Below are 21,560 nucleotides of genomic sequence, written 5' to 3' on the forward strand. Positions count from 1 at the left end.
TCTATAACAAGGATATAGAAAAATTTGTTATTTTGCAACTCATGTTGTGAAAATTAAAAAAATAGATTGACAAAACTTGCAAAAAGAGGTAAAGTAATTTTAATACAACTAAATATGGGAGAGGAGACAAAAATTAGTGAAAAAATCATGTTTCAAACTACTAGTTATCAGTACGATGTTCATTTTTGCTTTTTTTGGAACTGCTGGTCATAATGTAATTGCACAAGAAGATGTATTTGTAAAGAGTGACTTGATGTTAAAAATTAATGGTGAACAAGTTGAAGCAGAAATGTTTATTGAAGAAGGTAGGGTACAGATTGAAGCTGAAGCAGTAAACGAACTTTTTAATGGCGACTTTGAAGAAAAATTCATCTCGTTAAGAGAAGTTTTTGAGACTGCAAGAGCTAAGGTCGACTGGAATGGTCAAGAAAGGATTATAAACATCACATTGGCAGAAATTGACAGTGAAGGTATGTCAAACATAGAGTTAAATAGTGATGAAATTGTGATATTGGCAGAAGAATATATTTTGGAGAAAAACACATACAAAATGAGTGGTAATGGCATTTCATCCTTTGAAATGGAGCTTCCGGATATGCCAGTTTTTCCAGTATTAGAATTTCCAATAAACATTGAAGCTGATTTGCAATATGATCCTTTTAAACTATACATTAAACAAAGTATGGATATCCCACAGGAAATGTTGATTGAACTGGATAACGAGGGCTCTAGTTTTGATACTGTAACAAATACTGAAATGTTAATTTTAGAAGATAAATTTTACCAAAATTATCCCGAGGATCAATGGATAGTCATGTCCTTTGAAGATTTGGGGATGGATGAAATGTTACAGTATTTAACTAACATGGATCCTAGGGAAACTATTGAACTTGGCAAACAATATGGAATTGAATATGATTTGATTGATGAATTAACTTTTAATGGAGAAGACTGTTATGTCATTAGGGTTGAGCTAGAAACAGATACACTTGTAAGTTTCATAAAGGATATTTTCGGCGAAAGTCAGTTAACTTTAATTGATGAAGGTGATTTAACCAAGGAAGAATTAGAAATCATGAATGAGCAGATGTTAAATTTATTGGACAGTATAGAAATGGCCATAGTGCAGGATATGGTAATAAACAAAGAAACTTATGAAACTCACCAAATAATCTCAGAAATGGACTACACCTTTGAGATAAATGAAGTAATTGAAGGAGAAGACTTTAGCGGGAAAGTAAAAACATCATCTTTTATGACTCTAGAACTATTTGATTACGGAGTAGAACTAGACTTTCCAGAAATTGCTGATGCCATTACTTTAGAAGAATTTACTGAAGTCTTGCTTAATGAGTAATAACTTAACTTAAAAAGAGGAGCTGCACTTAAGTATATACATTACTTTCGGTGCAGCTCCTTTTAATTTTGTGTGTAGTAGTCTAATCTTTTTAGAACAAGTGTCAGAACTGTTTCTCTCCAAAATTAATAATTTAATTTACTGGATTCATTTTTTGGATGCTTATAGAGGGCCATTTTATGCAACACAAAAGCTAATACTATCACAGCGAGTGTTCCCGGAATTAATATCAGGGCAGTTTCAAAGATGCCTGCAAGGACAAACATTATCACGGCTATAACACCTACAGTAGATGCGTAGGGCATTTGAGTTTGAAAATGATCTATATGATCACATGCTGAACCCATTGAGGCTAAAATTGTAGTGTCAGATATGGGTGAACAATGATCACCAAAGAGTCCTCCTCCTATTACTGCACCAATGGTTGGCAGTAGGGGAGCTCCAAGGGCAAAAGCCATGGGTAAGGCAATGGGAAACATTATTGCAAATACCCCCCAAGATGTTCCAGTTGCTAAAGCCATCAAAGCCCCTGTTAGAAAAGTGACAGCAGGTAATAAAGTGGGACTTAGAAAACCTTCTGTTAAATCAACAAGAAAGTCTGCGGTTCCTAAGTCTTCAGTGACAGCTCCGATATTCCATGCTAAAACCAATACTACGATCATAAACATCATTCCTGTCATACCATCTACAATAGTACTCAAACTCTTGTCAAAATTCATAATATTGTAATATTTTAACATTCCGATTAAAACAAGCTTTCCGAGGATAAAACCAAAGGCAATAGCTGTTCTAATATTAATTCCTTCTACTTGCTCGGTTGGAAACCCATGAGAAACTAAAATAGTAAACAGTGAAACTAACAAGACCAGAACAGGTACTATCATAGTACTGGCTTTAGGTTCTACACCTTCGGGTAGATTAACTTCTTTGGTTTTTCTCATAGGTACTGCACCATCTCTGATAACCTTACCTTCTTCCTCTGCTCGTCTTTCAGCTTTTAACATGGGTCCGTAGTCGTTACCTGTCATGGCTAAATAACCACATAAAATTAATGTCATGATTGCATAAAAGTTATACGGAATTGCACCGATAAAAGCTTCCCAACTTGTCATTTCCGTGATTCCCTGGGCATCTAATTGGTCTTGAATTAGTCCCATATTGTAAACTCCCCAACCAACTATGGGTATTAGGGAAACCAGGGGAGAAGTGGTGCAATCAAGTACATAAGCAAACTTTTCTCGAGATACTTTTAATTTATCATTTAGAGTTGCAAAAATAGGCCCAACCAAGAGGGCATTTCCCATATCAGTGAACCAAACTAAAATACCAGCAATCCATGAGCCAGTCTGAGCTTTATTTTTACTATTAATGACTTTTGTAACTTTTTTAGTAAATGCCAAAGCCCCTCCAGAATGTGTCATTAAGGCAACAAAACCACCGATTATCACCATCATTGCCATGGCCTGAGCATTATAAGAGCTTGCAATGACTTCAAAAGTATAGTCTCTGATAAACATTTCTAAGGCTGTGATTGGGTTACCACCGGCATAAATCATTATACCGACAAAAGTACCTATAAATAGTGAAGGGATTATATTTTTTGTTAGTACCGCTAGCCCTATAGCCAGGGCTGGCGGTACTAATGATAGAATTCCGAAATGTTCCATGTGTATGTCCTCCTTTTTAAAGCATTTTTAAGGTAAAAAGCTTTGATATGTTTTAACTTGCTCTGTTAGGCTATGAAAATATTTTTGAGCTTGTCCCAATTGAAATTGAAGGGCTTCCGGTGCTGGTGCACCTCTACTGTTTCTGTTATGGACACATTTGATTGGATCCATAATATTTAATATTTTAGTTGTGTCCATTTGAGTTAGTATTTGTTGACTGTTTTCTTCTAAAGAATCGGCTATCTGTTTAAATGAAATATCGAGCTCCTGTTCAGTTAATTGATAGAACAGTTTATTATGTTCTTGACAATGTTTTACAAGTTGACCTACAACTGCATGTGCATCTCTAAATGGGATACCCTGAGTTGCCAGGTAATCAGCGATGTCTGTGGCATTTGAAAAATCTTGGTATAGTGCTTTTTCCATGTTTTTTGTTTTGATGGTCATGGTAGATAGTATTTTAGATGTTAGCTTTAGGGAACTTTCCACGGTATCTAAACTATCAAATAGTCCTTCTTTATCCTCCTGAAAATCTTTGTTATATGCCATGGGTAATCCCTTATATGTAGTGGCTAGTGCAGTTAAGTGACCAACTACTCTGCCTGTTTTACCTCTGATTAATTCTGGTACATCCGGATTTTTCTTTTGGGGCATAATGCTCGAACCAGTAGCAAAGGCATCATCTAATTCAATAAAGTCAAATTCCTTAGTAGACCATAGAATGAGTTCCTCGGCTAGGCGACTTAAATTGATCATGATAGAGCTTAAACAAAAGATAAATTCTAAGGAGAGATCTCTACTGCTAACGGCATCCATACTATTTTCAAACTGTTGTGTGAACCCTAAGTCTTTTCTAGTGGACCTCCTTGAGATATTAAACCCCGTTCCGGCAAAAGCCCCACTCCCTAATGGAGAAAGATCAGCCCTGTTGCGAAAGTCTATCAACCGGCTAGCATCTCTTTGAAATTTCCAAAAGTAATTTAGCATGTGATGGCCCAAAGTTGTAGGTTGTGCCCGTTGAAGATGAGTGTAACCCGGCATATAAGTCTTGGTATGCTGCTCAGAAAGTTCTTTAATAACTGACATATTTTGTAATAATTCATTTACTAACTTTATGGCCTTATCACATAAGAACATATTCATATCTACAGCTACCTGATCATTTCTGCTTCTGGCTGTATGAAGTTTTTTGCCTACTTCACCTTTGAGTTCTATCAAACGTTTTTCAATACTCATGTGAATATCTTCGTCACTTAAGTTGAATTCGAGTTTATCCTGCTCGGCTTCTTTCCAGATTATATCCAAGCCTTCTGTGATCTGTTTGTAATCTGTTGTGTCGATGATGCCCTGTTGGAACAGCATTTTTACATGAGCTTGACTGCCAAGAAGATCATAAAATATTAACCGGTTATCAAATTCGATGGAAGCATTAAATTCATCTACTAGTTGATCTGTTTGTTTTGAAAATCTTCCACCCCAGAGTTTTGACAATGTTATTCTCCTCCTTTGCCTCTTTTGACAATACCTTCGGTTGTTAAAGTGAGACCAAATAAGTTGATGAATCCTTCAGCATCTTTTTGATTATAAACTTCATCTTCTTCAAAGGTGGCCAAGTCTTCTCTGTATAAGCTATAGGGTGCTGATCTTCCGGCTATCATTACATTGCCTTTATATAACTTTAGTTTTACATGTCCTGATAGATGTTTTTGAGTTTTTTCAACAAAACCATCGAGAGCTTGTTTTAAACTACTAAACCATAAACCATTGTAAACTAGTTCAGAATATTTATTAGTAATTACCTCTTTAAAGTGCATGGTATCCTTATCTAATACCAGGTACTCTAGTTCTTTTTTAGCGTGATATAAAAGAGTGCCACCTGGGGTTTCATATACTCCTCTTGATTTCATACCAAGAAGTCTGTTTTCTACTATATCTATTATTCCGATACCATGTTTCCCGCCAATTTCGTTGAGAGTCTCCATCATTTGAACTGGTGATAGTTCCTGGTTATTCAATTTAACAGGAATTCCTTGTTCAAAATCTAAGTCCAAATATTCGGGTTCATCTGGAGCTTGTTCTGGGACAGTCGTCATCACGAACATATTTTGATCCGGCTCAAAATTAGGATCTTCTAAAATACCACCTTCGTAACTGGAATGAAATAAATTTCTGTCGATACTGTAAGGCATTTCTTTAGTAACAGGTACGGGAATTCCGTATTTATTTGCATATTTAACGGCATCTTCTCTGCCTTTGATATCCCATTCTCGCCAGGGCGCTATAATGGATAAATGAGGCGCCATAGCTTTAACAGCCATTTCAAACCTAACCTGATCATTCCCCTTTCCAGTACAGCCATGAGCTATAGCATCAGCATTTTCCTGTAAAGCAATTTCAACTAATTTTTTACCCAATAGTGGTCTGCAAATAGCTGTTCCAAGTAAATACTTACCTTCGTACATAATATTTGCTTTCATGGCGGGATAGATATAATCAGTTACAAACTCCTCTTGCAAATTTTCTACATAAACCTTACTAGCTCCGGTATCATAAGCTTTCTGTTCGGCAGCTTCTACATCTTCTTTTTGACCAACATCACCTATCATTGCAATAACCTCACAATCGTACTGCTCTTGAATCCATTTAATGGCAACAGATGTGTCCAGTCCTCCGGAATACGCTAAAACTACTTTGTTAATCTTACTCATAATTAATTTCTCCTTTCGTTATTGAATTTGATTTTTTATTTAATTTAATAATAAAAAAACCCGTCCCTATGACACATAATTGATTACATGTGTATAGGGACGGGTTATTACCCGCGGTACCACCCAGATTGACCGGTGTGTTGATAGATGAAGTGTGTTTAGAGCAGCTTTGTCTAAAAACAATAACAAGCTAGTACAGTCAGTGCTATACAGCAATAGCTAAACAGTAATAGGTATACGGAGATAGCTATTATATAGCCGCTCCTAGAAAAGATGGCTATATAAAAAACTCCTCATCCCTAAGGGACGAGGAGTCAACTCGCGTTACCACCCTGATTACCGGTTATCTATGGATATTTGGAAAATAATTGATATCCGCAGCTCAAGTAAATTACACACTTTACACCGGTCCTCTCTTGTGTTTGTTAACGGAAACAATCCGGGGTAACCTACTGAGAATTAATAATTCTCCTGTTCGGTTCCCAACTCCAGGGTGCGCTTCACTAGTATCCCAGTACCGGGCTCCCACCAATCCCCGGCTCGCTATACTGAAGAATAACTAGCTACTCTCCCTATCATCGTTTTTGAAAACGTGTTTAATTTTGGTTAATAAATATATTACTTGCCCAAAATTAAATTGTCAAGTATAAATTAATAATTTTATTATGAGGGGGTCCTTCAATGCGAGATGAAGGACCCCCTCCCCATTATCTGGAACCTTCTCACCAACATAGTATCACCTCCTTGTGGAAGTGAACTATATTGCTAAAGGCCCAGTTGATGGGCTCTATCCCCGTTGGCAGTTCACATTATAATAATTATATTTAAGGACTGTCAAGGTAGAGTCTGTTATTGATTTTTCTCTGTTAAGTACTTCCAGTACTTTTTTGGTAGGAACTGTTGTTGCAGCTTTAAATTTTGTCTTTCTGGAATAGAAACGTGCCGAAAGTATTGTTTCCACATATTTTGAAACTGTTCTTCTTCCTTGTGTTCTAATAATTTGTTAGCTGGCAAGTTATCGGTAGTGTATATTAATGATTTACCATTGTATAATGCGCATTTATCTCTTCGTTTATCATGAATTATCCAGGATTGGTCAGCAAGACGTTTTTTGAAATGTGGGGCTATCAGTGTCAATATATTATGATCGGGCTCCATAGGGGCATAATAGACACCAGACTGTAATTTCTTAAACCTTAAAAAACCTAGCATACGATGTCTTTCACGAGAGACCTTTTGCGATAATTGATTAACGGTATGTACGGAATGTTCGGATAACATTTCATCAACTTGATTTCCTTTTTGAAATCCCAATTTCAAATAATGATATATAGAAGTTTCTATCCCTTCTATTTCTGACAAAAAAGCGTAATATATCTTAGATAATGCCCTTTTTGAGATTTTTGAATTGATTTTCTCTGTCATTGTTTTAGCCAATTGCTGATGGGTAGTGACATTTTTATATTCTGCAAATAATTCTTGGGACAAATTCGTTCCAGAGGGGACAATTTTAGGTGTATTTTCAGAGGATTTAAAAACATAATATAAACTGGTTAATAACCCCTCATAAGTACCGTCATAAATGTAATAAGTTACTGAATGCATTTAATTACCACCCCACAAAGATAATTGTTTGTATTCAGGACCCTTTAGCAGCCTAGAATAAATGAGATCAGGCTTAAAAGGTATCCCACCGTAATATTTGCCTTTGCAAGTGATAAAATATTTAGCCCGTTTTAGGACAATTCCCATACGCTTTAGATCTTCAAAGCCCAATTGGAAGTGTTTTCGGGCTTTCAAGATTCTTCTTGCAGATTTTGGGCCAATCCCAGGAATTCTTAATAACATTTTTTTACTAGCTTGATTAATTTCCTGGGGGAAGAGGTGGAAGTTTCTTAAAGCAAATTGGGCTTTTGGATCAAGCTCCAAGGACAGGTTAGTGTCTTGATTATCAAAAAGCTCTTGATAATTAAATTTATAAAATCTTAACAGCCAATCCGCCTGGTATAGTCTGTGTTCTCTCAAGTAAGGAGGTTCGGCTATTGCTGGAAGTTTTTCTTTGTGTTTGTTGCTAATAGGTATAAAGGCCGAGTAAAATACTCGTTTTAGGCCTATCTGTTGATAAAGGTTTTCCGAGAGTCTGAGAATATCTCGATCAGAATCATTAGTGGCGCCAACAATTAATTGAGTACTTTGACCTGCTGGGACAAAAGATTGTTTGGAAGAAGTTTTTTTGGGCCTAGATTTGCTTGTCTTTTCGGTTCTTGCAGGCCTATTTAGCTTGGTTTCTTTAATTTTATGACTAACTGCCTTCATTGAGGAAACTATCTCTTTACCATTTTTTTCTGGAGCTAACAATTGTAAACTTTTTTGCGTTGGTAGTTCAATATTGATGCTCAACCGATCTACATGTTTACCGGCCTCAATCAACAAAGTTTTATCCGCACCTGGGATGCCTTTTAAGTGAATGTATCCGTTGAATCTATAGTCTTCACGTAACATCTTAACAGTTGTTGCTAACAATTCCATAGTGTAATCTTCGTTGTTTAAAATGGCAGAGCTAAGAAACAGTCCTTCTATATAGTTTCTACGATAAAATTCTTCAGTTAGCTGACACACTTCTTCAGGAGTGAAGGTGGCCCTGTGAATATTGTTAGAGGCTCCATTAGCACAATAAAAACAATCGTAGATGCATTTATTGGTAAATAGGATTTTTAGTAAAGATACACATCTTCCATCTTCTGTCCAACTATGACAGATACCGCTTTTAGATGCATTCCCAAAACCGCCTTCTGTTCTGGCTCTTCTAGAACCACTAGAGGAACAGGATACATCGTATCTGGCACCTTGAGCTAAAATGGCTAGTTTTTGTGTTAGTTCCATAACTAATTCCTCCCTCAAATTCTCTCTCTTTAAAAGGCTGTATTAGAGTTGTATGTTGATGTTGTGCTCTTGAATTTCACATCCAATGTTTCGGGCTGGTACAACTAACTCTACACAAAATTCGTTCAATGGAAGAGTTCAACTATCAACAACTGAGTATCAAAAGAGCTTAATACATAAATTCGAACTGGTGTTCAGATATTCCTGCCTTTGATTTTAAGTTATTGGTATTTTTTTAAGTTCATAGTATAATGGTCGAGAATGTTGAGAGTGTACTTACAATTCAGTATTCAATTTGTGTAATAGCACAAAACACAAGGTTAAATAATTTACGGATGGGGTGATTCTTGTGAATAGAAAAAGGATAGTCGTTGCCGGGACAAATAGTGGAAGCGGCAAAACTACTGTTACAATGGCATTATTGGCAGCGTTAAGAAATCAAGGGCAGTCAGTACAAGGGTTTAAGGTTGGCCCTGATTACATAGATCCCAGCTTCCATACTACTATCACGGGAAGACCAGCTAGAAATCTTGATACATGGATGATGTCACCGAATATTATGAAGGAAATATTTCAGCGTGGTTCAGAAAAAGCGGATATTTCAATAATTGAAGGTGTAATGGGCCTATACGATGGTAAATCGGGTAAAGACGACCGGGCCAGTACTGCAGAAATCGCTAAAAAACTTGATGCACCAGTGATTTTAGTTGTTAATGCCAAAAGCCAGGCAAGAAGTGTAGCTGCCTTAATTTATGGTTTCCAAAATTTTGACCCCGATGTAAAAGTTGCCGGAGTTATTTTAAACAAGGTTAGTTCTGAAAACCATTATCGTTATCTAAAAGAAGCTGTAACATCCTTGGGTTCAGTAGAATTACTCGGTTATTTGCCTGATGAACCTGACATCGAATTACCGGAAAGGCATCTGGGATTAACCCCGGCAGAGGAAAGTCATGATTTACATCAGAAAGTTTCAAAACTGGCAGATATGTTTAGTGAAAGGGTGGATATGAAAAAAATAAATCAATTGGCCACGGCTTATGAACAATGGCAGCCTGTTTCCGAAACTTTTTATAATAACAAATTGGATTCAGTTAAAGAACATATGATCACTAACAAAACTACCAAAATTCCTGTGGCCATAGCTAAAGATCTTGCTTTCTCTTTTTATTATCAGGACAATTTAGAATGGCTTGAAGAACAAGGAGTTGAATGGGTACCAGTCTCTCCTTTAAAAGATAAAGAGATTCCCGAATATGTGTGTGGATTATATCTAGGAGGAGGTTTCCCTGAATTATACGCTTCTCAACTTTCATCCAATACTTCCTTCATGGATAATTTAAAAAATTTACATAAAAAGGGGTTGCCTATACTGGCAGAGTGTGGTGGATTTATTTATTTATGTAATACTTTGCAGGACTTAAAAGGGGATAAGTATTCCCTGACAGGGTTGATACCTGGACAAGTAACAATGAATTCTAGGTTGATGGCCTTAGGTTATCGTGAAGCTCATGCCGTGAAAGATTCAATTCTACTTAAACAGGGCGACAAAGTTAAGGGTCACGAATTTCGGTATTCACAATTCGAGGTAGAAATGAACGAAGAATTAGATGAAGACTCTTTTCCCTATGCATACATTATCTCTGCAAGGAATAAAAGCAAACAAGCAGGTTACCTATCCGGCAACCTGCTGGCTAGTTACTTGCATATACACCTGGCTTCAAATATTAATGCCGCAAAACGGTTGTTTAATAGTTTTCACGATTATTACAGGTTAAAGCAATTTCAATAAGGCATTGATAACGGAGGCCCCTATGGGGCTTCCTCCTTTATAACCGGAAATTGAAATATAAGGTAAGTCGGAGTTCATTAATGCATCTTTGGATTCTTTAGCACCTACAAAACCTACGGGAACTCCTACCACTAGAGCGGGGGTTATGTTATGATTTTTAACTAATTCAAGAAGTTTAAATAAAGCTGTGGGAGCATTTCCGATAACTACGATATTTCCATGAAGATTTTCACCAAAGGTTTTAAATGCAGTTTCCGCTCTGGTGCTTCCAATCCTGTGAGCCTCTTCTGCCACATTTTCATCGGCTATTTTACAATGGATCTTTGAACCGAGCTTTTTAAGTTTAGATTTGTTTAGCCCAGCTGTAACCATATTTACATCAGTGAAAATGTCGGCTCCTGCAGTTAGTGCTTCTAAGCCCTTGGTGACAGCCTTAGAAGAAAATCTGATATCTCGATGTATCTCTAAATCGCCAGTAGTATGGATCACTCTCATAACTACGGGTAATTCTTTTTGACTAAAAGCAGATAGATTTACTTTATTTTGAATGATTTCCATACTTTTAGTTTCTATTTCTTGCGGTTGTAGTTTAGTCATTCTTCTGACTCCCTTTGGCAGAAGCTATTCTATTTTCTATGATTTTAATTAATCTAGGATCTTCTCCGATAGGATTTGCCAGAATAAAGGTCTTCTCAGGATTCTCACGGCGGTACTTTTCGAGTTTTTCTGGGATATCTTTTTTAATATGTACTCCTGGATATAAAAATACTGGTGCAATTACAATAGTTTGATATTTTTTAGAAATTGCATCTTCTAAGACCTCTTCTAATGTGGGGCTGGCAAATTGTAAAAAGGCATAACTTGTGTCAGTGTGATTATTTTCCCTGTACATTGTGGCTAGAGTTTTTAATACTTCATTAGCTTCCGGATTTCGACTTCCATGTCCTAATATAATATTAATTTCCATAGTATCACCCTCCAGTTAAATGGATTTACAAACCCTAAGAAATTATGTACCAATCTCTTAAGGTTGATAAAATTTATAGAAATTATAACATTAAATCATATAAAATAAATAGTTGATTTAACTACCTCTCTGTGATAAAGTTTATAAAAGAATTGGAATTTTATATACATTAAATATAATCACATTCACATTCTTTAAAATAAATATTTAAAAATTAATATTAGCGAGTTAACAGGTGCCGGGTAACACCGGTTAAAAGGGAATCAGGTGAAAATCCTGAGCGGTCCCGCCACTGTGACTGGTCTAAGGGATGGTCCGGATACCACTGGATAGCCAAGCTATCTGGGAAGGTGGATCATTCTATGCCAGGAGCCAGGAAACCTGCCTGTTAACCCGTACTCACTGCCTTCGAGGTAAAGGTAAAGTACTTCTGAGCAGAGATGTGCCCAGGGCACATCCTCCGGTGATATATTTTTTGTTTATCAACTGGTAGCTAAGAAGTATCCGGCCTACTCGAAGGGCCGGATTTTTTATATTCGAATCTAATTCTCCTGTTCACTTGTTAAGATGTAATATCAACCTTACACAAAATCCGTTAAATCGAAGAGTTCAACTATCAACGGAATATAAAAGAGCCTATATTTAAAATTAATGTGCCCTTGTCACGGGTATGGGAGGTGTTGGTTCTGTGGATAAAATACATCCCGGTTTCAAAATGAAATCTTTGGCACAATTATTATTTTGCTTACTTATTTTCAGCACCTTATATATTATTTTATTTTTTAATTCCATTGACCTGACTTGGTTCCAAGACAATTTACATATCCTACGTTCTTACGCAGATAATAACTTGTTTTTAACAATATTAATCTTTTTTATAATCCGCTTTTTCTTTGCTGTCGTATCAATTCCCGGTAGTGGTGTCTTAACTATTGTTGCTGGTGCTATTTTTGGCTTTTTATTGGCTTCGATTTTAGTTACCATATCTGTTAGTCTTGGGGTATTTGTGGTGTTTTTAATAAGTAGATATGCACTCCGTGACTACCTTACAAGAAAATTCTCAGATAAACTTGAGTATGTTGAGCAAGTCTCGCGAGACCATGGAGCAAGTTTGCTGTTTTTATCTAGAGTTACTGAGATCATTCCTTCTTTTGCCATAAATTCTTTGTTTGCTTTAACTCCTATCAAGGCAAGTACGTATTACTGGATAAGCCTTGTGGGCCTGTTACCAGGTATTTTGATCTATGTTAATGCTGGACATCAAATCACTGAAATTCAAAAACTATCTGATCTTATATCCCCCAAGATCACAATATCTCTAGCGGCATTAGGATTCATTCCACTAATCACCAGTGTTTTTTATAAGTATATTTGTAGAAGACTTTTAAGGGGTAGTGATTATGACCAGTTATCTAAGCAAACAAAATAGCAGTTTACATCAGAATAGCTTGAAAAAGGGGATTACCACAGGAAGCTGCGCAACAGCTACGGCTAAAGCTGCCCTATTGGCTGAATATTCGGGGGAATATCCAAAAGAAGTGACGATAATTACTCCTGAAGAGAAAAAACTTACCATCCCCATAGCAGCTTATGGTTTCAGGACTAATGATAAAAAGTCTGCTTGGGTACGAAAGGATGCAGGAGATGATAGTGATATAACCCATGGGACATTAATTGGAGCTAAGGTAAAATTGACTAAAGACAGGGAGATAGTTATCGACGGAGGTCAAGGTGTGGGCCAAGTAACGAAACCTGGTTTACCTGTAGAAGTGGGGCAAGCTGCTATAAATCCCGGTCCCAAACAAATGATAGTCAATAACTTAAGAGAATTTTTACCTAAAGACAAAGGAGTTTCTATAACCATCACAGTTCCCAAGGGAGAACAGCTGGCGGAGAAAACGTTAAATTCAAAGCTTGGAATAGTTAAAGGGATTTCAATTTTGGGAACTACGGGTATTGTAGAACCGATGTCAACTCAAGCCATGAAAGAGTCATTAAAAATACAACTTCCTCAGATCAATCAACTAAAGCAAGATACACTTGTTATTGTACCTGGAAGATCTGGTGAAAAAATAGCTCTTTCCCGGGGAGTAAATGGTGACTGTATAGCAATAGTGGGTAATTATATCGGTTATATGATTAGAAATGCTATGAAATATGATTTTACAAAAATATTATTATTAGGACATATTGGGAAACTGGCCAAGTTGTCGGCGGGGATTTTTAATACTTACAGTAAAACCGCTGATGCAAGGAGAGAAATTTTTGTCACTCATGCGGCTTTAAAGGGGTTTTCAAATCCAGTAATTGATCAGTTGTGGGAGTCAGTTACTGCCGAGGAGAGCGTTAATATCTTGTTAAATCACGATGAGACAACAGGCAGTAATCAAGGTGACAGAACTTTGAAAAGCATTGCCCAGGAAGCAGAACATAGGGTTAGCGAATTAACAGGACCCGACCATCAAGTAGGGGTTTTATTAACCAATAGGCCCGGTAAGATCATTGCATGGGGTAATGGAGCAAAAGATATATGCTATAGCAAAGGGTGGGATGTATGGGAAAGATTATCATAGTGGGAATTGGACCAGGAAGTAAATCTTACTTAACAGAACAGGGAAAAAATTATATTTTAAATGCAAGCATTCTTGTGGGATCTCAACCTGCTCTTAAATTGTCCCGAGTATTGGGCGCACAACCTAATAAGACTTATGATTATTCTCTTGGGATGGATTCAATTTTAGCAAAAATAGATTCGTGCCTTCAAGAAGATAGAACTGTCACAGTTCTAGTATCGGGAGACCCGGGATATTACAGCCTGTGTTCATTGATTAAAAATAAATTTTCCCAGGATAAAATTAAAATTGTCCCAGGAATCAGTTCTCTGCAGTTAGGTCTCTCTAAAATTCAAGAAAACTGGAATGATGTAGACAGCATTAGTCTTCACGGTAGAAAAAATAATCTGGAAAATTGTCTTTTGTTAATGAAATCTTGTGACAAGTTAGCAATCTTACTAGGAGGAGATGTTGATACCCATTTGTTCGGTGAGTATATATGTTTAAATGATTCTAATTTTAAAAAAAGAAAAGTAACTGTGTTGGCTAATCTTTCATGGGATAGTGAACAAGTTTTTGAAACTACCATTGAACAATTAAGCAATTATCCTCCGTATGAAAACTGCATTCTATTTACTAACCGTGAGAGTGGGGAAGCAGGTGACTGTAACAGTACGAAAGTTAGTTTTTCGGATAAAGAGATCATAAAAAGAAATGTACCCAGGACCAAAGAAGAAATTAGGGCAGTCCTTGTCTCTAAAATGAATTTATATCGAGGAGCTGTTGTTTGGGATATTGGTGCTGGTACTGGGGCAATATCATTAGAATGTTCTAGTATGGTTGGCCCTCAAGGAAAAGTGTGTGCTGTAGAACGTTCAACTGAAGCTCTGGAAGTGATTAAAGAAAATAAATCTAAATTCCAAAGAAATAATATTGAAATCGTGGCAGGTGAAGCCCCTGGAGTTTTAGGTGAACTTCCACCCCCTGACAGAGTTATAGTTGGAGGAAGTAGTGGTCAATTAACTCCTATTTTAAACTATCTGAATCAACTGGAAAGTTTTACAGGTCCAGTAGTAATCTCTACAGTTGCCCTGGAAAGCTTTTATACTGCCTGGGAATTTTTCGAAAATCAAAGGGGTTGGGAGCTAGAAATTAAACAAATTCAGGTTAATTATATGAAGACTTTGAATGATAATATATCGATTTGGGCAGGGCAAAACCCTATTTCAATATTGATTGCAACAAAATTCTCTAATAGTAGTACCATTTTGTAGTAGTACCACCTTGAAAAACCTTTCAAAAAAGGGGCTGAGGATATGTATAACACGAGGAAACTAAAATCGGGGAAACTATATGCTATAGGAGTAGGTCCGGGGGATCCGGAATTACTAACCTTAAAAGCTGTGAGAGTTCTATCGAGTAGTGATATTATTATAGCTCCTAAGAGTCCAGGGCAGAAAAAAGGCTATGCCCAGAGCATTGTTAAAGCAGCTTTTAAAAACTGGGAATGGGATGACAAATTACCTCCAGTGGAGACAGTAGAAGTTAGCATGAATTCGAGTGCGGATAGCAAAACTTTTACAATTAAAAACTCACTGCAAAGAAAAGTTCTTGAAAAACTGCTTGCAGGTCAAAATATATCTTTCATTACCCTGGGAGATCCTATGTTTTATAGTACCTATAGGCATTTAGCCCAATTAATTCAAGAATATAATCAAACTAATCAAGCCGATCAAACCAAACAAACCGAGCTAATCGATCAAATCAATCAGACCAATTTGACCAATCAGATCAATGGGGCAAACTCGTTTAATTCACAATCAAATGATGCCCATATCCAGGTTGAAGTGATCCCAGGTATCTATTCCTTTAGTGCCATTAGTGCTAAAATTGGTGGGATTCAACTTACCTTTGGGTCTGATAAAACAGTGATTGTTCCGGTAAAAAAAGATCAAGATTATCGAAATTACCTAAAAGATTTTGAAACTTTGGTGTTTTTAAAAGTTACCAGTAATTTTGACAAGCTAGTAAATCAAATCAAAGAATCCCAGAGAGTTGAAGAGGCCGTACTCGTTGAAAAGTTGGGTTTTCCCGATGAGAAATTATATCAAAATATCTTGGAAGTGGAACCTAGAAAAGTCAGTTATCTATCAACACTGATAGTCTCAAAAAATTTAGGAAGCAGGTGATACTATGGACAGATCACAGCAGCCAAAAGTCTATTTTTTAGGAGCAGGTCCTGGTGACCCGGAACTTTTAACGAGGAAAGGGGAAAAATTGCTGACTGATTGTGATGCTGTAGTATATGCAGGTTCTTTAATTAATCCGGCTTTGTTGAAGCTAGTTTCTTCAAATTGTCAATTATATGATAGTGCTGAGCTCTCCAAAGAAGAGATTACGGATATTTTGATTAATCATTCCCGAAAAGGAGATAAAATAGTGCGGCTTCATTCGGGAGATCCTGGCCTTTACGGAGCCATTCAGGAACAGATAGATGAACTGAAAGGATGGGGTATTGAAGTTGAAATTATTCCAGGTATTAGCGCTTATCAAGGGGCAATGGCAGCTTTAAAAAGGGAATTTACCTTGCCGGGTGTTACTCAGACAGTTATTCTAACACGACATGGAAAAAGAACACCTGTCCCGGAGAAAGAACAGTTAAAAAACCTGGCTAAAAATGAAAGTACCATGTGTATCTATCTTAGTACTCATTTAATAACTGAAGTAGTTCGAGAATTAACTGAAGGGGGATTATCCGGTACCACACCAGTCAGGGTAGTATATAAGGCCACCTGGCCTGATGAACAAGTGATTAGCGGAACCTTAAATAATATATCTCAAAAAGTTGCTGATGCTGAAATTTCCAAAACAGCTTTGATTGTTGTAGGACATGTACTTTCTTCATCGGACTATCAAGAAAGCAAATTGTATGATAAACACTTCAGCCATGGTTTTAGAAAAGGAAAGGAAGAGTAGTGATGAGTTGGGCTTTTAAGAGAATTTCCATTATTGCCGTGAGCCGTGAAGGCGTTAATCTGGGATTGAAATTATTTCAACACTTTACTGAAAGTACTTTATTTATCCCCCAAAACATCTATTTGGATAATTACCGTCATGATGGAAACCTCCGCGAATCTCAGGATAATGACTGTCCTCCGGGAATTTATACTACCCAGGGTAAATTATCCCAAGTGGCTAGGTTAGCTCTTAAAAGTTATCAAGGGATTATAATTATCGGAGCAGCAGGGATCGCTCTGCGAATTTTGGCCCCTTATTTGGAAAGTAAACTAAAGGATCCTGGTGTGGTTTGTTTAGATCCAGAAGGTAATTTCTCCGTTAATTTTCTTTCAGGGCATTTAGGAGGAGGAAGCGAACTTTCCCGAGAGGTGGCTGAGGTCATAGGGGCACAAGCAGTCATTACTAATGCAAGCTATGTCAAAGAGAAAATGACTCCCGATCATCTGGCTTCTTTGTGGAATTTAACATTAAATGATGATACGGATAAATCTATAATCAAGGATATTAATCAGAGAATAGTAAATAATCAACCGATTAATTGGTTTTTAGAAGATAAATTGTATTTTAATTCCCAAGATAGCTGGGATAAGTCTTTGGATAATCCAGATAATCCTTTATTCGACTTGGGTGAAACGGCTAACACAATATTGAATAAAGATATAAAGCTGCCCAGGATTAAAGTGATTTCAACAGCTACTTTATCCACTTTAACAACTAGATCAACAGATAATATACCATCTGTAATCATAAGTGACAGCTGTGAATCCCAGTTTAATAGTGGTTTCTTTAATAAGAGTCAAGATTTGATACTTCGCCCTAAATCAATATGTATAGGAATTGGTTGTAAGAGGGGTACTGAATTTGAAAGTATACTCGAGGCAATTTCCATATCTCTGAAAAAAGCTGGTATCTCTTTTGATTCCATACGGGCATTAGCCAGTGTTGACAAAAAAAGCTGTGAAGTAGGATTACTGCAGGCAGCTAGATATTTGAATATCAACAGTTATTTTTATTCAACTCAAGTATTGAAGGAAAATATGAACAGTTCGCGAGAATCTGAATTTGTCACAAAACAAATGGGGGTGGGTGGAATATGCGAACCAGCAGCCAGGACTCTAGCAGGTACAGAGGAACTTTTGATGAAGAAACTGACTCACAAAGGTGTAACTGTAGCACTGGCCAGGGCAAAGTGGCCGTGGTGGGTATTGGACCCGGTGGTGGAAAGAGCCTATCAATAGAAGCTAAACAAATATTGCTAAACTCGGAAGTCATTATTGGGTATAAGACTTATATTCAACTGATAGAGGACTTAATTACAGAACAACAGGTAATTTCTTCTTCCATGAAGCAAGAATTAGACAGATGTCAAGAGGCTCTTAAATTAGCTAAAGAAGGGAAACAAGTAGCCATAGTAAGCAGTGGAGACCCTGGAGTTTACGGAATGGCAGGGGTTGTATTGGAATTAAATGAAGACCCAGATCTTCCTGTTGAAATTGTTCCGGGAACAACAGCCGCTACGGGTGCTGCTTCTTCTTTAGGTGCACCTTTAATGCATGATTTTACAGTTATTAGCCTCAGCGATCTATTGACTCCCTGGCAGCAGATCATAAAAAAATTAAAGGCTGTGGCTAGTACTGACTTTGTAGTAGTACTTTATAATCCGAAAAGCAGTCAACGGAGAGAACAAATTGAAATTGCCCGGGAAATATTTCTGGAATATCGCAGCCCCCAAACCCCTGTTGGATTAGTTTCTAACAATTACAGACAAGGGGAAAAGACTGTTATTACAACACTGGAGGAATTCACAAACTGTGATATTGATATGAGTACAACTGTCGTAATTGGTAATGACCAAAGTTATGTTAAATTCGAAAAGATGATTACTCCAAGGGGTTATCAATTATGATCTTAGTTTTGGGTGGAACCGATGATGGAATTAAAGTTGGCGAATTTTTAACTAAACAAGGTCATTCTGTTATGGTCAGTGCCAGTACAGATTATGGTAAGAGTATCATTAGCAATTCGGGTCTGAGGGTTTTTCCAGATCCCCTCGGCATTTCCTCGGGTGATTTTATAGACAAATTAAACCAGTATAATATTCAGGCTGTAGTGGATGCCACACATCCTTTCGCTACCTTTGTAACTAAAGGTGGTTTTCAAAGCTGCCGAGAAATAGGTATACCTTTTATTAGATTTGAAAGAGAAGCTGTTACCTTGCCTGATCCTGATCACAGCTTACTTAGACAAGTTGACAGTTTCCAGGAAGCTGCCGATTTAGCTCAGGAACTAGTTCTAGAACTGGACGATAAGGTTTTTTTAACTATTGGAACTAACAAAATAGATTATTTTACTTCAAGGATTTCCCAAGACAAGTTAATAGTGCGAGTATTACCGATGGAAAGCAGTATAACTAACTGCCTTTGTCATGGTTTAAAACCCGACAACATTGTGGCCCTCAAAGGTCCGTGGAGCTATTCCCTAAACAAGGAATTATTTCGCTCTTATAATACCAAGGTTTTACTTACAAAGGAGAGCGGTGAAAGCAGTGGCCTACTAAATAAAATACAGGCTGCTCTGGACTTAAATATGAATGTCATTTTAATTAAGCGCCCTTACTATCCTGAAATAACAACTACTTCCAATCTGTTAGAGCTTGAAAATTATTTATCTGCAAAATTATTCAATTAGATTGAGGGGAAGGGGAATTTAAGATGGGAAAACTTGTACTTATCACTGGTGGTTCTGCTTCGGGGAAAAGTTACTATGCAGAACAATTGGCTTCCCAATTGGAATCAAAACATAGTGAGCTTGACGGAGTCATTTATGTGGCCACCTCTCGTGTGGAGGACCAAGAAATGAGCCAACGAGTTTTAAAACATAAGAATCGCCGTCCTGAACACTGGGACACGGTGGTAGCACCTAAACTCAACTGGGAAGACATCAATCAAATTGTTCAGAAAAACCAGATTGTTTTAATAGATTCTATCTCTATGTATCTCTCAAATAACTTACTTGATTTTATTGGTTCAAATGATCCGGATAATTTAGATGCTAGCTGTATGGAAAAGTTCATCTACCAACAGAAAGCTCAAATGGACGAGCTCTGTAATTTGTTTTTGCAAGGAACAGCAACTGTAATAACAGTGAGTGATGAGGTGGGTTGGGGATTGGTGCCAGCTCATAAAATGGGGAGATTGTATCGTGATTTGGTGGGAAGGATGAATCAAATATTGGCTCAAAAAGCTCAAGAGGTTTCCTTAGTGGTATCTGGTATTCCCACGAGAATTAAATGAGAAATTAACTAATTTGAAGGGAGAGTTTTTTATGCTAAGTTTGGATCACAGAGAATTGGTGAAAATTGCATTGTTAATAGCTTTATCAATGATTGGTTCCCAGATTAAGATCCCCAGTTTAACGGGAACTCCAGCCTTGGATTCTTTTCCAGCTTATTTAGCTGCTTTTATCTGGGTAGGTAAGTATGCAGCAGCTATCGGCTTCTTTGGTCATATATTCACATCTTTGCTTGTGGGTTTTCCCATGTCTATCCCAATTCATTTGATTTTAGCAGTAGGTATGGCTGGATGTGTGTATGCAGTCTCCCATGTAAACAATTACAGCGGTAGAGCAGCCGGAGTATTGGCAGGGATGGTACTCAATGGACTGATCTTACCTGGAATATTTGTTCTCATTCCCGGTTTTGGGATTCCTTTTTTCATGGGAATGGTTGTTCCAGTAACAGTTGCAAGTGCTGTGAATATAGGATTGGCAGTTACAGCAGCCCCGGTTTGCAGTCAGTTTCTCAATCGTAAGCCAGTTTAACTGGGCTTTAAAGGGGGATAAAAAATGATTTTCCAACTCGATGATGTCAAAATGATAAAAATGTCTAAAAATGAGTACTTGGCAGTAGCCTGTGATTCTCTAGGAGGGATAGGTGAAAAGTCCCTGGATAAGGTAAAAGTTCCTTGCGAATGGGTAGGCAGAGTTTTGACTCGAGTAGCTGTCATGGAACTTTTAGCACTTAGAATAGATCCCTTTCTAGTTATAAACACCCTGGCAAATGAAATGGTACCAACTGGTGAACAAATCATTTCGGGTATTAAAGAAGAATTGGATACTGTTGAGATTGATCCTGAGATTTCTTTGACAGGCAGTTGTGAGACAAATATCGTTACTGACCAGACTGGAGCGGGTGTAACAGTTTTGGGAAAATCTCCAGAATTTCCTGGATGGGGCTATAGTTATCCAGGTATAGCTCTATATATGATAGGAACCCCCAAAGTAGGTGCTGAAGTTGACCTTAACGATCCCGAAATAATGGACTTGCAAACTATGAAAGAGTTGAGTGAAATAAACGGAGTTTTAGAAATTCTACCTGTGGGTTCCCAGGGTTTATTAAAAGAATCCAACACCCTGGCAAACAGATCAGAACTAAGGTTACAGCTTAATAACGCTATAAAAACAGATGAAGGCTTGTTGACAAAATCTGCTGGTCCCAGTACTTGTGTGATTTTTACAGCTGACCATGATGGTGCCGACCAGGCCCAAAAACTGGCCCAAGTTTCTGGAAAAAAGATGACCCAGTTGGGAAGATTGTATTAAAAGAAGATTGTATTAAAAGA

At 37.3% G+C, this 21,560-nt stretch carries 20 protein-coding genes, 1 riboswitch and 1 other annotated feature; of the genes, 13 read left to right on the plus strand and 7 right to left on the minus strand.

Annotated features, from left to right (window positions below; translation table 11 throughout):
* Positions 1-136: 136 nt before the first annotated feature.
* On the plus strand, positions 137-1,357 hold the full coding sequence (locus tag NTHER_RS04720; protein WP_012447383.1) for a DUF6612 family protein: 1,221 nt from the start codon (positions 137-139) through the stop codon (positions 1,355-1,357).
* A 125-nt stretch (positions 1,358-1,482) separates the two neighbouring features.
* Here the strand turns inward: NTHER_RS04720 and NTHER_RS04725 are convergent, their stop codons facing one another.
* From NTHER_RS04725 to NTHER_RS04745, 5 genes are all read right to left on the minus strand, one after another.
* A complete protein-coding gene (locus NTHER_RS04725) occupies positions 1,483-3,024 on the minus strand; it encodes a Na+/H+ antiporter NhaC family protein (RefSeq protein WP_012447384.1) in 1,542 nt (513 codons plus the stop codon).
* 27 nt (positions 3,025-3,051) lie between these two features.
* Positions 3,052-4,515 (minus strand): argininosuccinate lyase, encoded by a 1,464-nt coding sequence (gene argH / locus NTHER_RS04730; protein WP_012447385.1) that lies wholly within the window; start codon positions 4,513-4,515, stop codon positions 3,052-3,054.
* A gap of 2 nt (positions 4,516-4,517) precedes the next feature.
* Positions 4,518-5,732 (minus strand): argininosuccinate synthase, encoded by a 1,215-nt coding sequence (locus NTHER_RS04735; protein WP_012447386.1) that lies wholly within the window; start codon positions 5,730-5,732, stop codon positions 4,518-4,520.
* A gap of 299 nt (positions 5,733-6,031) precedes the next feature.
* Positions 6,032-6,320, minus strand: a binding site (T-box leader).
* A gap of 261 nt (positions 6,321-6,581) precedes the next feature.
* On the minus strand, positions 6,582-7,337 hold the full coding sequence (locus NTHER_RS04740; protein WP_012447387.1) for a TIGR03915 family putative DNA repair protein: 756 nt from the start codon (positions 7,335-7,337) through the stop codon (positions 6,582-6,584).
* Positions 7,338-8,615: a putative DNA modification/repair radical SAM protein gene (locus tag NTHER_RS04745; RefSeq protein WP_012447388.1), complete on the minus strand. Its 1,278-nt coding sequence runs from the start codon at positions 8,613-8,615 to the stop codon at positions 7,338-7,340.
* 349 nt (positions 8,616-8,964) lie between these two features.
* On the opposite strand from NTHER_RS04745, the gene NTHER_RS04750 reads away from it, so the two are divergent.
* Positions 8,965-10,404 (plus strand): cobyrinic acid a,c-diamide synthase CobB, encoded by a 1,440-nt coding sequence (locus NTHER_RS04750; RefSeq protein ID WP_052291949.1) that lies wholly within the window; start codon positions 8,965-8,967, stop codon positions 10,402-10,404.
* On the opposite strand, the gene NTHER_RS04755 is transcribed toward NTHER_RS04750, so the two are convergent.
* Together NTHER_RS04755 and NTHER_RS15120 are read right to left on the minus strand one after the other, a co-directional pair.
* Positions 10,387-11,001, minus strand: a complete 615-nt coding sequence (locus NTHER_RS04755) for a precorrin-8X methylmutase (protein ID WP_012447390.1) — start codon at positions 10,999-11,001, stop codon at positions 10,387-10,389. The genes NTHER_RS04750 and NTHER_RS04755 overlap by 18 nt on opposite strands.
* Positions 10,994-11,371 carry a sirohydrochlorin chelatase gene (locus NTHER_RS15120; protein WP_012447391.1) on the minus strand — a complete coding sequence of 126 codons (378 nt, stop codon included), beginning with the start codon at positions 11,369-11,371 and terminating at the stop codon, positions 10,994-10,996. Before NTHER_RS15120 ends, NTHER_RS04755 begins: the two co-directional genes overlap by 8 nt.
* A gap of 216 nt (positions 11,372-11,587) precedes the next feature.
* Positions 11,588-11,774, plus strand: a riboswitch (cobalamin riboswitch).
* A 285-nt stretch (positions 11,775-12,059) separates the two neighbouring features.
* On the opposite strand from NTHER_RS15120, the gene NTHER_RS04765 reads away from it, so the two are divergent.
* The 11 genes from NTHER_RS04765 to NTHER_RS04815 are packed head-to-tail and all read left to right on the plus strand — an operon-like array spanning position 12,060 to position 21,540.
* A complete protein-coding gene (locus NTHER_RS04765; protein ID WP_012447392.1) occupies positions 12,060-12,800 on the plus strand; it encodes a TVP38/TMEM64 family protein in 741 nt (246 codons plus the stop codon).
* A complete protein-coding gene (cbiD, locus tag NTHER_RS04770; RefSeq protein ID WP_012447393.1) occupies positions 12,772-13,944 on the plus strand; it encodes a cobalt-precorrin-5B (C(1))-methyltransferase CbiD in 1,173 nt (390 codons plus the stop codon). The genes NTHER_RS04765 and cbiD overlap by 29 nt, the downstream gene beginning before the upstream one ends.
* The gene (locus tag NTHER_RS04775; protein ID WP_012447394.1) at positions 13,926-15,197 is read left to right on the plus strand and encodes a bifunctional cobalt-precorrin-7 (C(5))-methyltransferase/cobalt-precorrin-6B (C(15))-methyltransferase; all 1,272 of its coding nucleotides are present in this window, start codon (positions 13,926-13,928) and stop codon (positions 15,195-15,197) included. Before cbiD ends, NTHER_RS04775 begins: the two co-directional genes overlap by 19 nt.
* Positions 15,198-15,239: 42 nt before the next feature.
* Positions 15,240-16,112, plus strand: a complete 873-nt coding sequence (locus tag NTHER_RS15125; RefSeq protein WP_012447395.1) for an SAM-dependent methyltransferase — start codon at positions 15,240-15,242, stop codon at positions 16,110-16,112.
* Positions 16,113-16,116: 4 nt separating this feature from the next.
* Positions 16,117-16,899: a precorrin-4 C(11)-methyltransferase gene (cobM, locus tag NTHER_RS04785; RefSeq protein WP_012447396.1), complete on the plus strand. Its 783-nt coding sequence runs from the start codon at positions 16,117-16,119 to the stop codon at positions 16,897-16,899.
* 2 nt (positions 16,900-16,901) lie between these two features.
* A complete protein-coding gene (locus NTHER_RS04790) occupies positions 16,902-18,179 on the plus strand; it encodes a cobalt-precorrin 5A hydrolase (protein ID WP_012447397.1) in 1,278 nt (425 codons plus the stop codon).
* Positions 18,131-18,847, plus strand: a complete 717-nt coding sequence (cobJ, locus tag NTHER_RS04795; protein WP_012447398.1) for a precorrin-3B C(17)-methyltransferase — start codon at positions 18,131-18,133, stop codon at positions 18,845-18,847. Before NTHER_RS04790 ends, cobJ begins: the two co-directional genes overlap by 49 nt.
* Positions 18,844-19,629: a precorrin-6A reductase gene (gene cobK, locus NTHER_RS04800; protein WP_012447399.1), complete on the plus strand. Its 786-nt coding sequence runs from the start codon at positions 18,844-18,846 to the stop codon at positions 19,627-19,629. Before cobJ ends, cobK begins: the two co-directional genes overlap by 4 nt.
* A 23-nt stretch (positions 19,630-19,652) precedes the next feature.
* On the plus strand, positions 19,653-20,234 hold the full coding sequence (cobU, locus tag NTHER_RS04805; RefSeq protein ID WP_012447400.1) for a bifunctional adenosylcobinamide kinase/adenosylcobinamide-phosphate guanylyltransferase: 582 nt from the start codon (positions 19,653-19,655) through the stop codon (positions 20,232-20,234).
* A gap of 31 nt (positions 20,235-20,265) precedes the next feature.
* Positions 20,266-20,760: an ECF transporter S component gene (locus NTHER_RS04810; RefSeq protein ID WP_012447401.1), complete on the plus strand. Its 495-nt coding sequence runs from the start codon at positions 20,266-20,268 to the stop codon at positions 20,758-20,760.
* A gap of 24 nt (positions 20,761-20,784) precedes the next feature.
* Entirely contained in the window at positions 20,785-21,540 is a 756-nt protein-coding gene (locus NTHER_RS04815) for a hypothetical protein (RefSeq protein ID WP_012447402.1), read from the plus strand.
* Positions 21,541-21,560: the final 20 nt, after the last annotated feature.

The sequence above is a fragment of the Natranaerobius thermophilus JW/NM-WN-LF genome, assembly GCF_000020005.1.
GTDB classification, from domain to species: Bacteria; Bacillota; Natranaerobiia; order Natranaerobiales; family Natranaerobiaceae; genus Natranaerobius; species Natranaerobius thermophilus.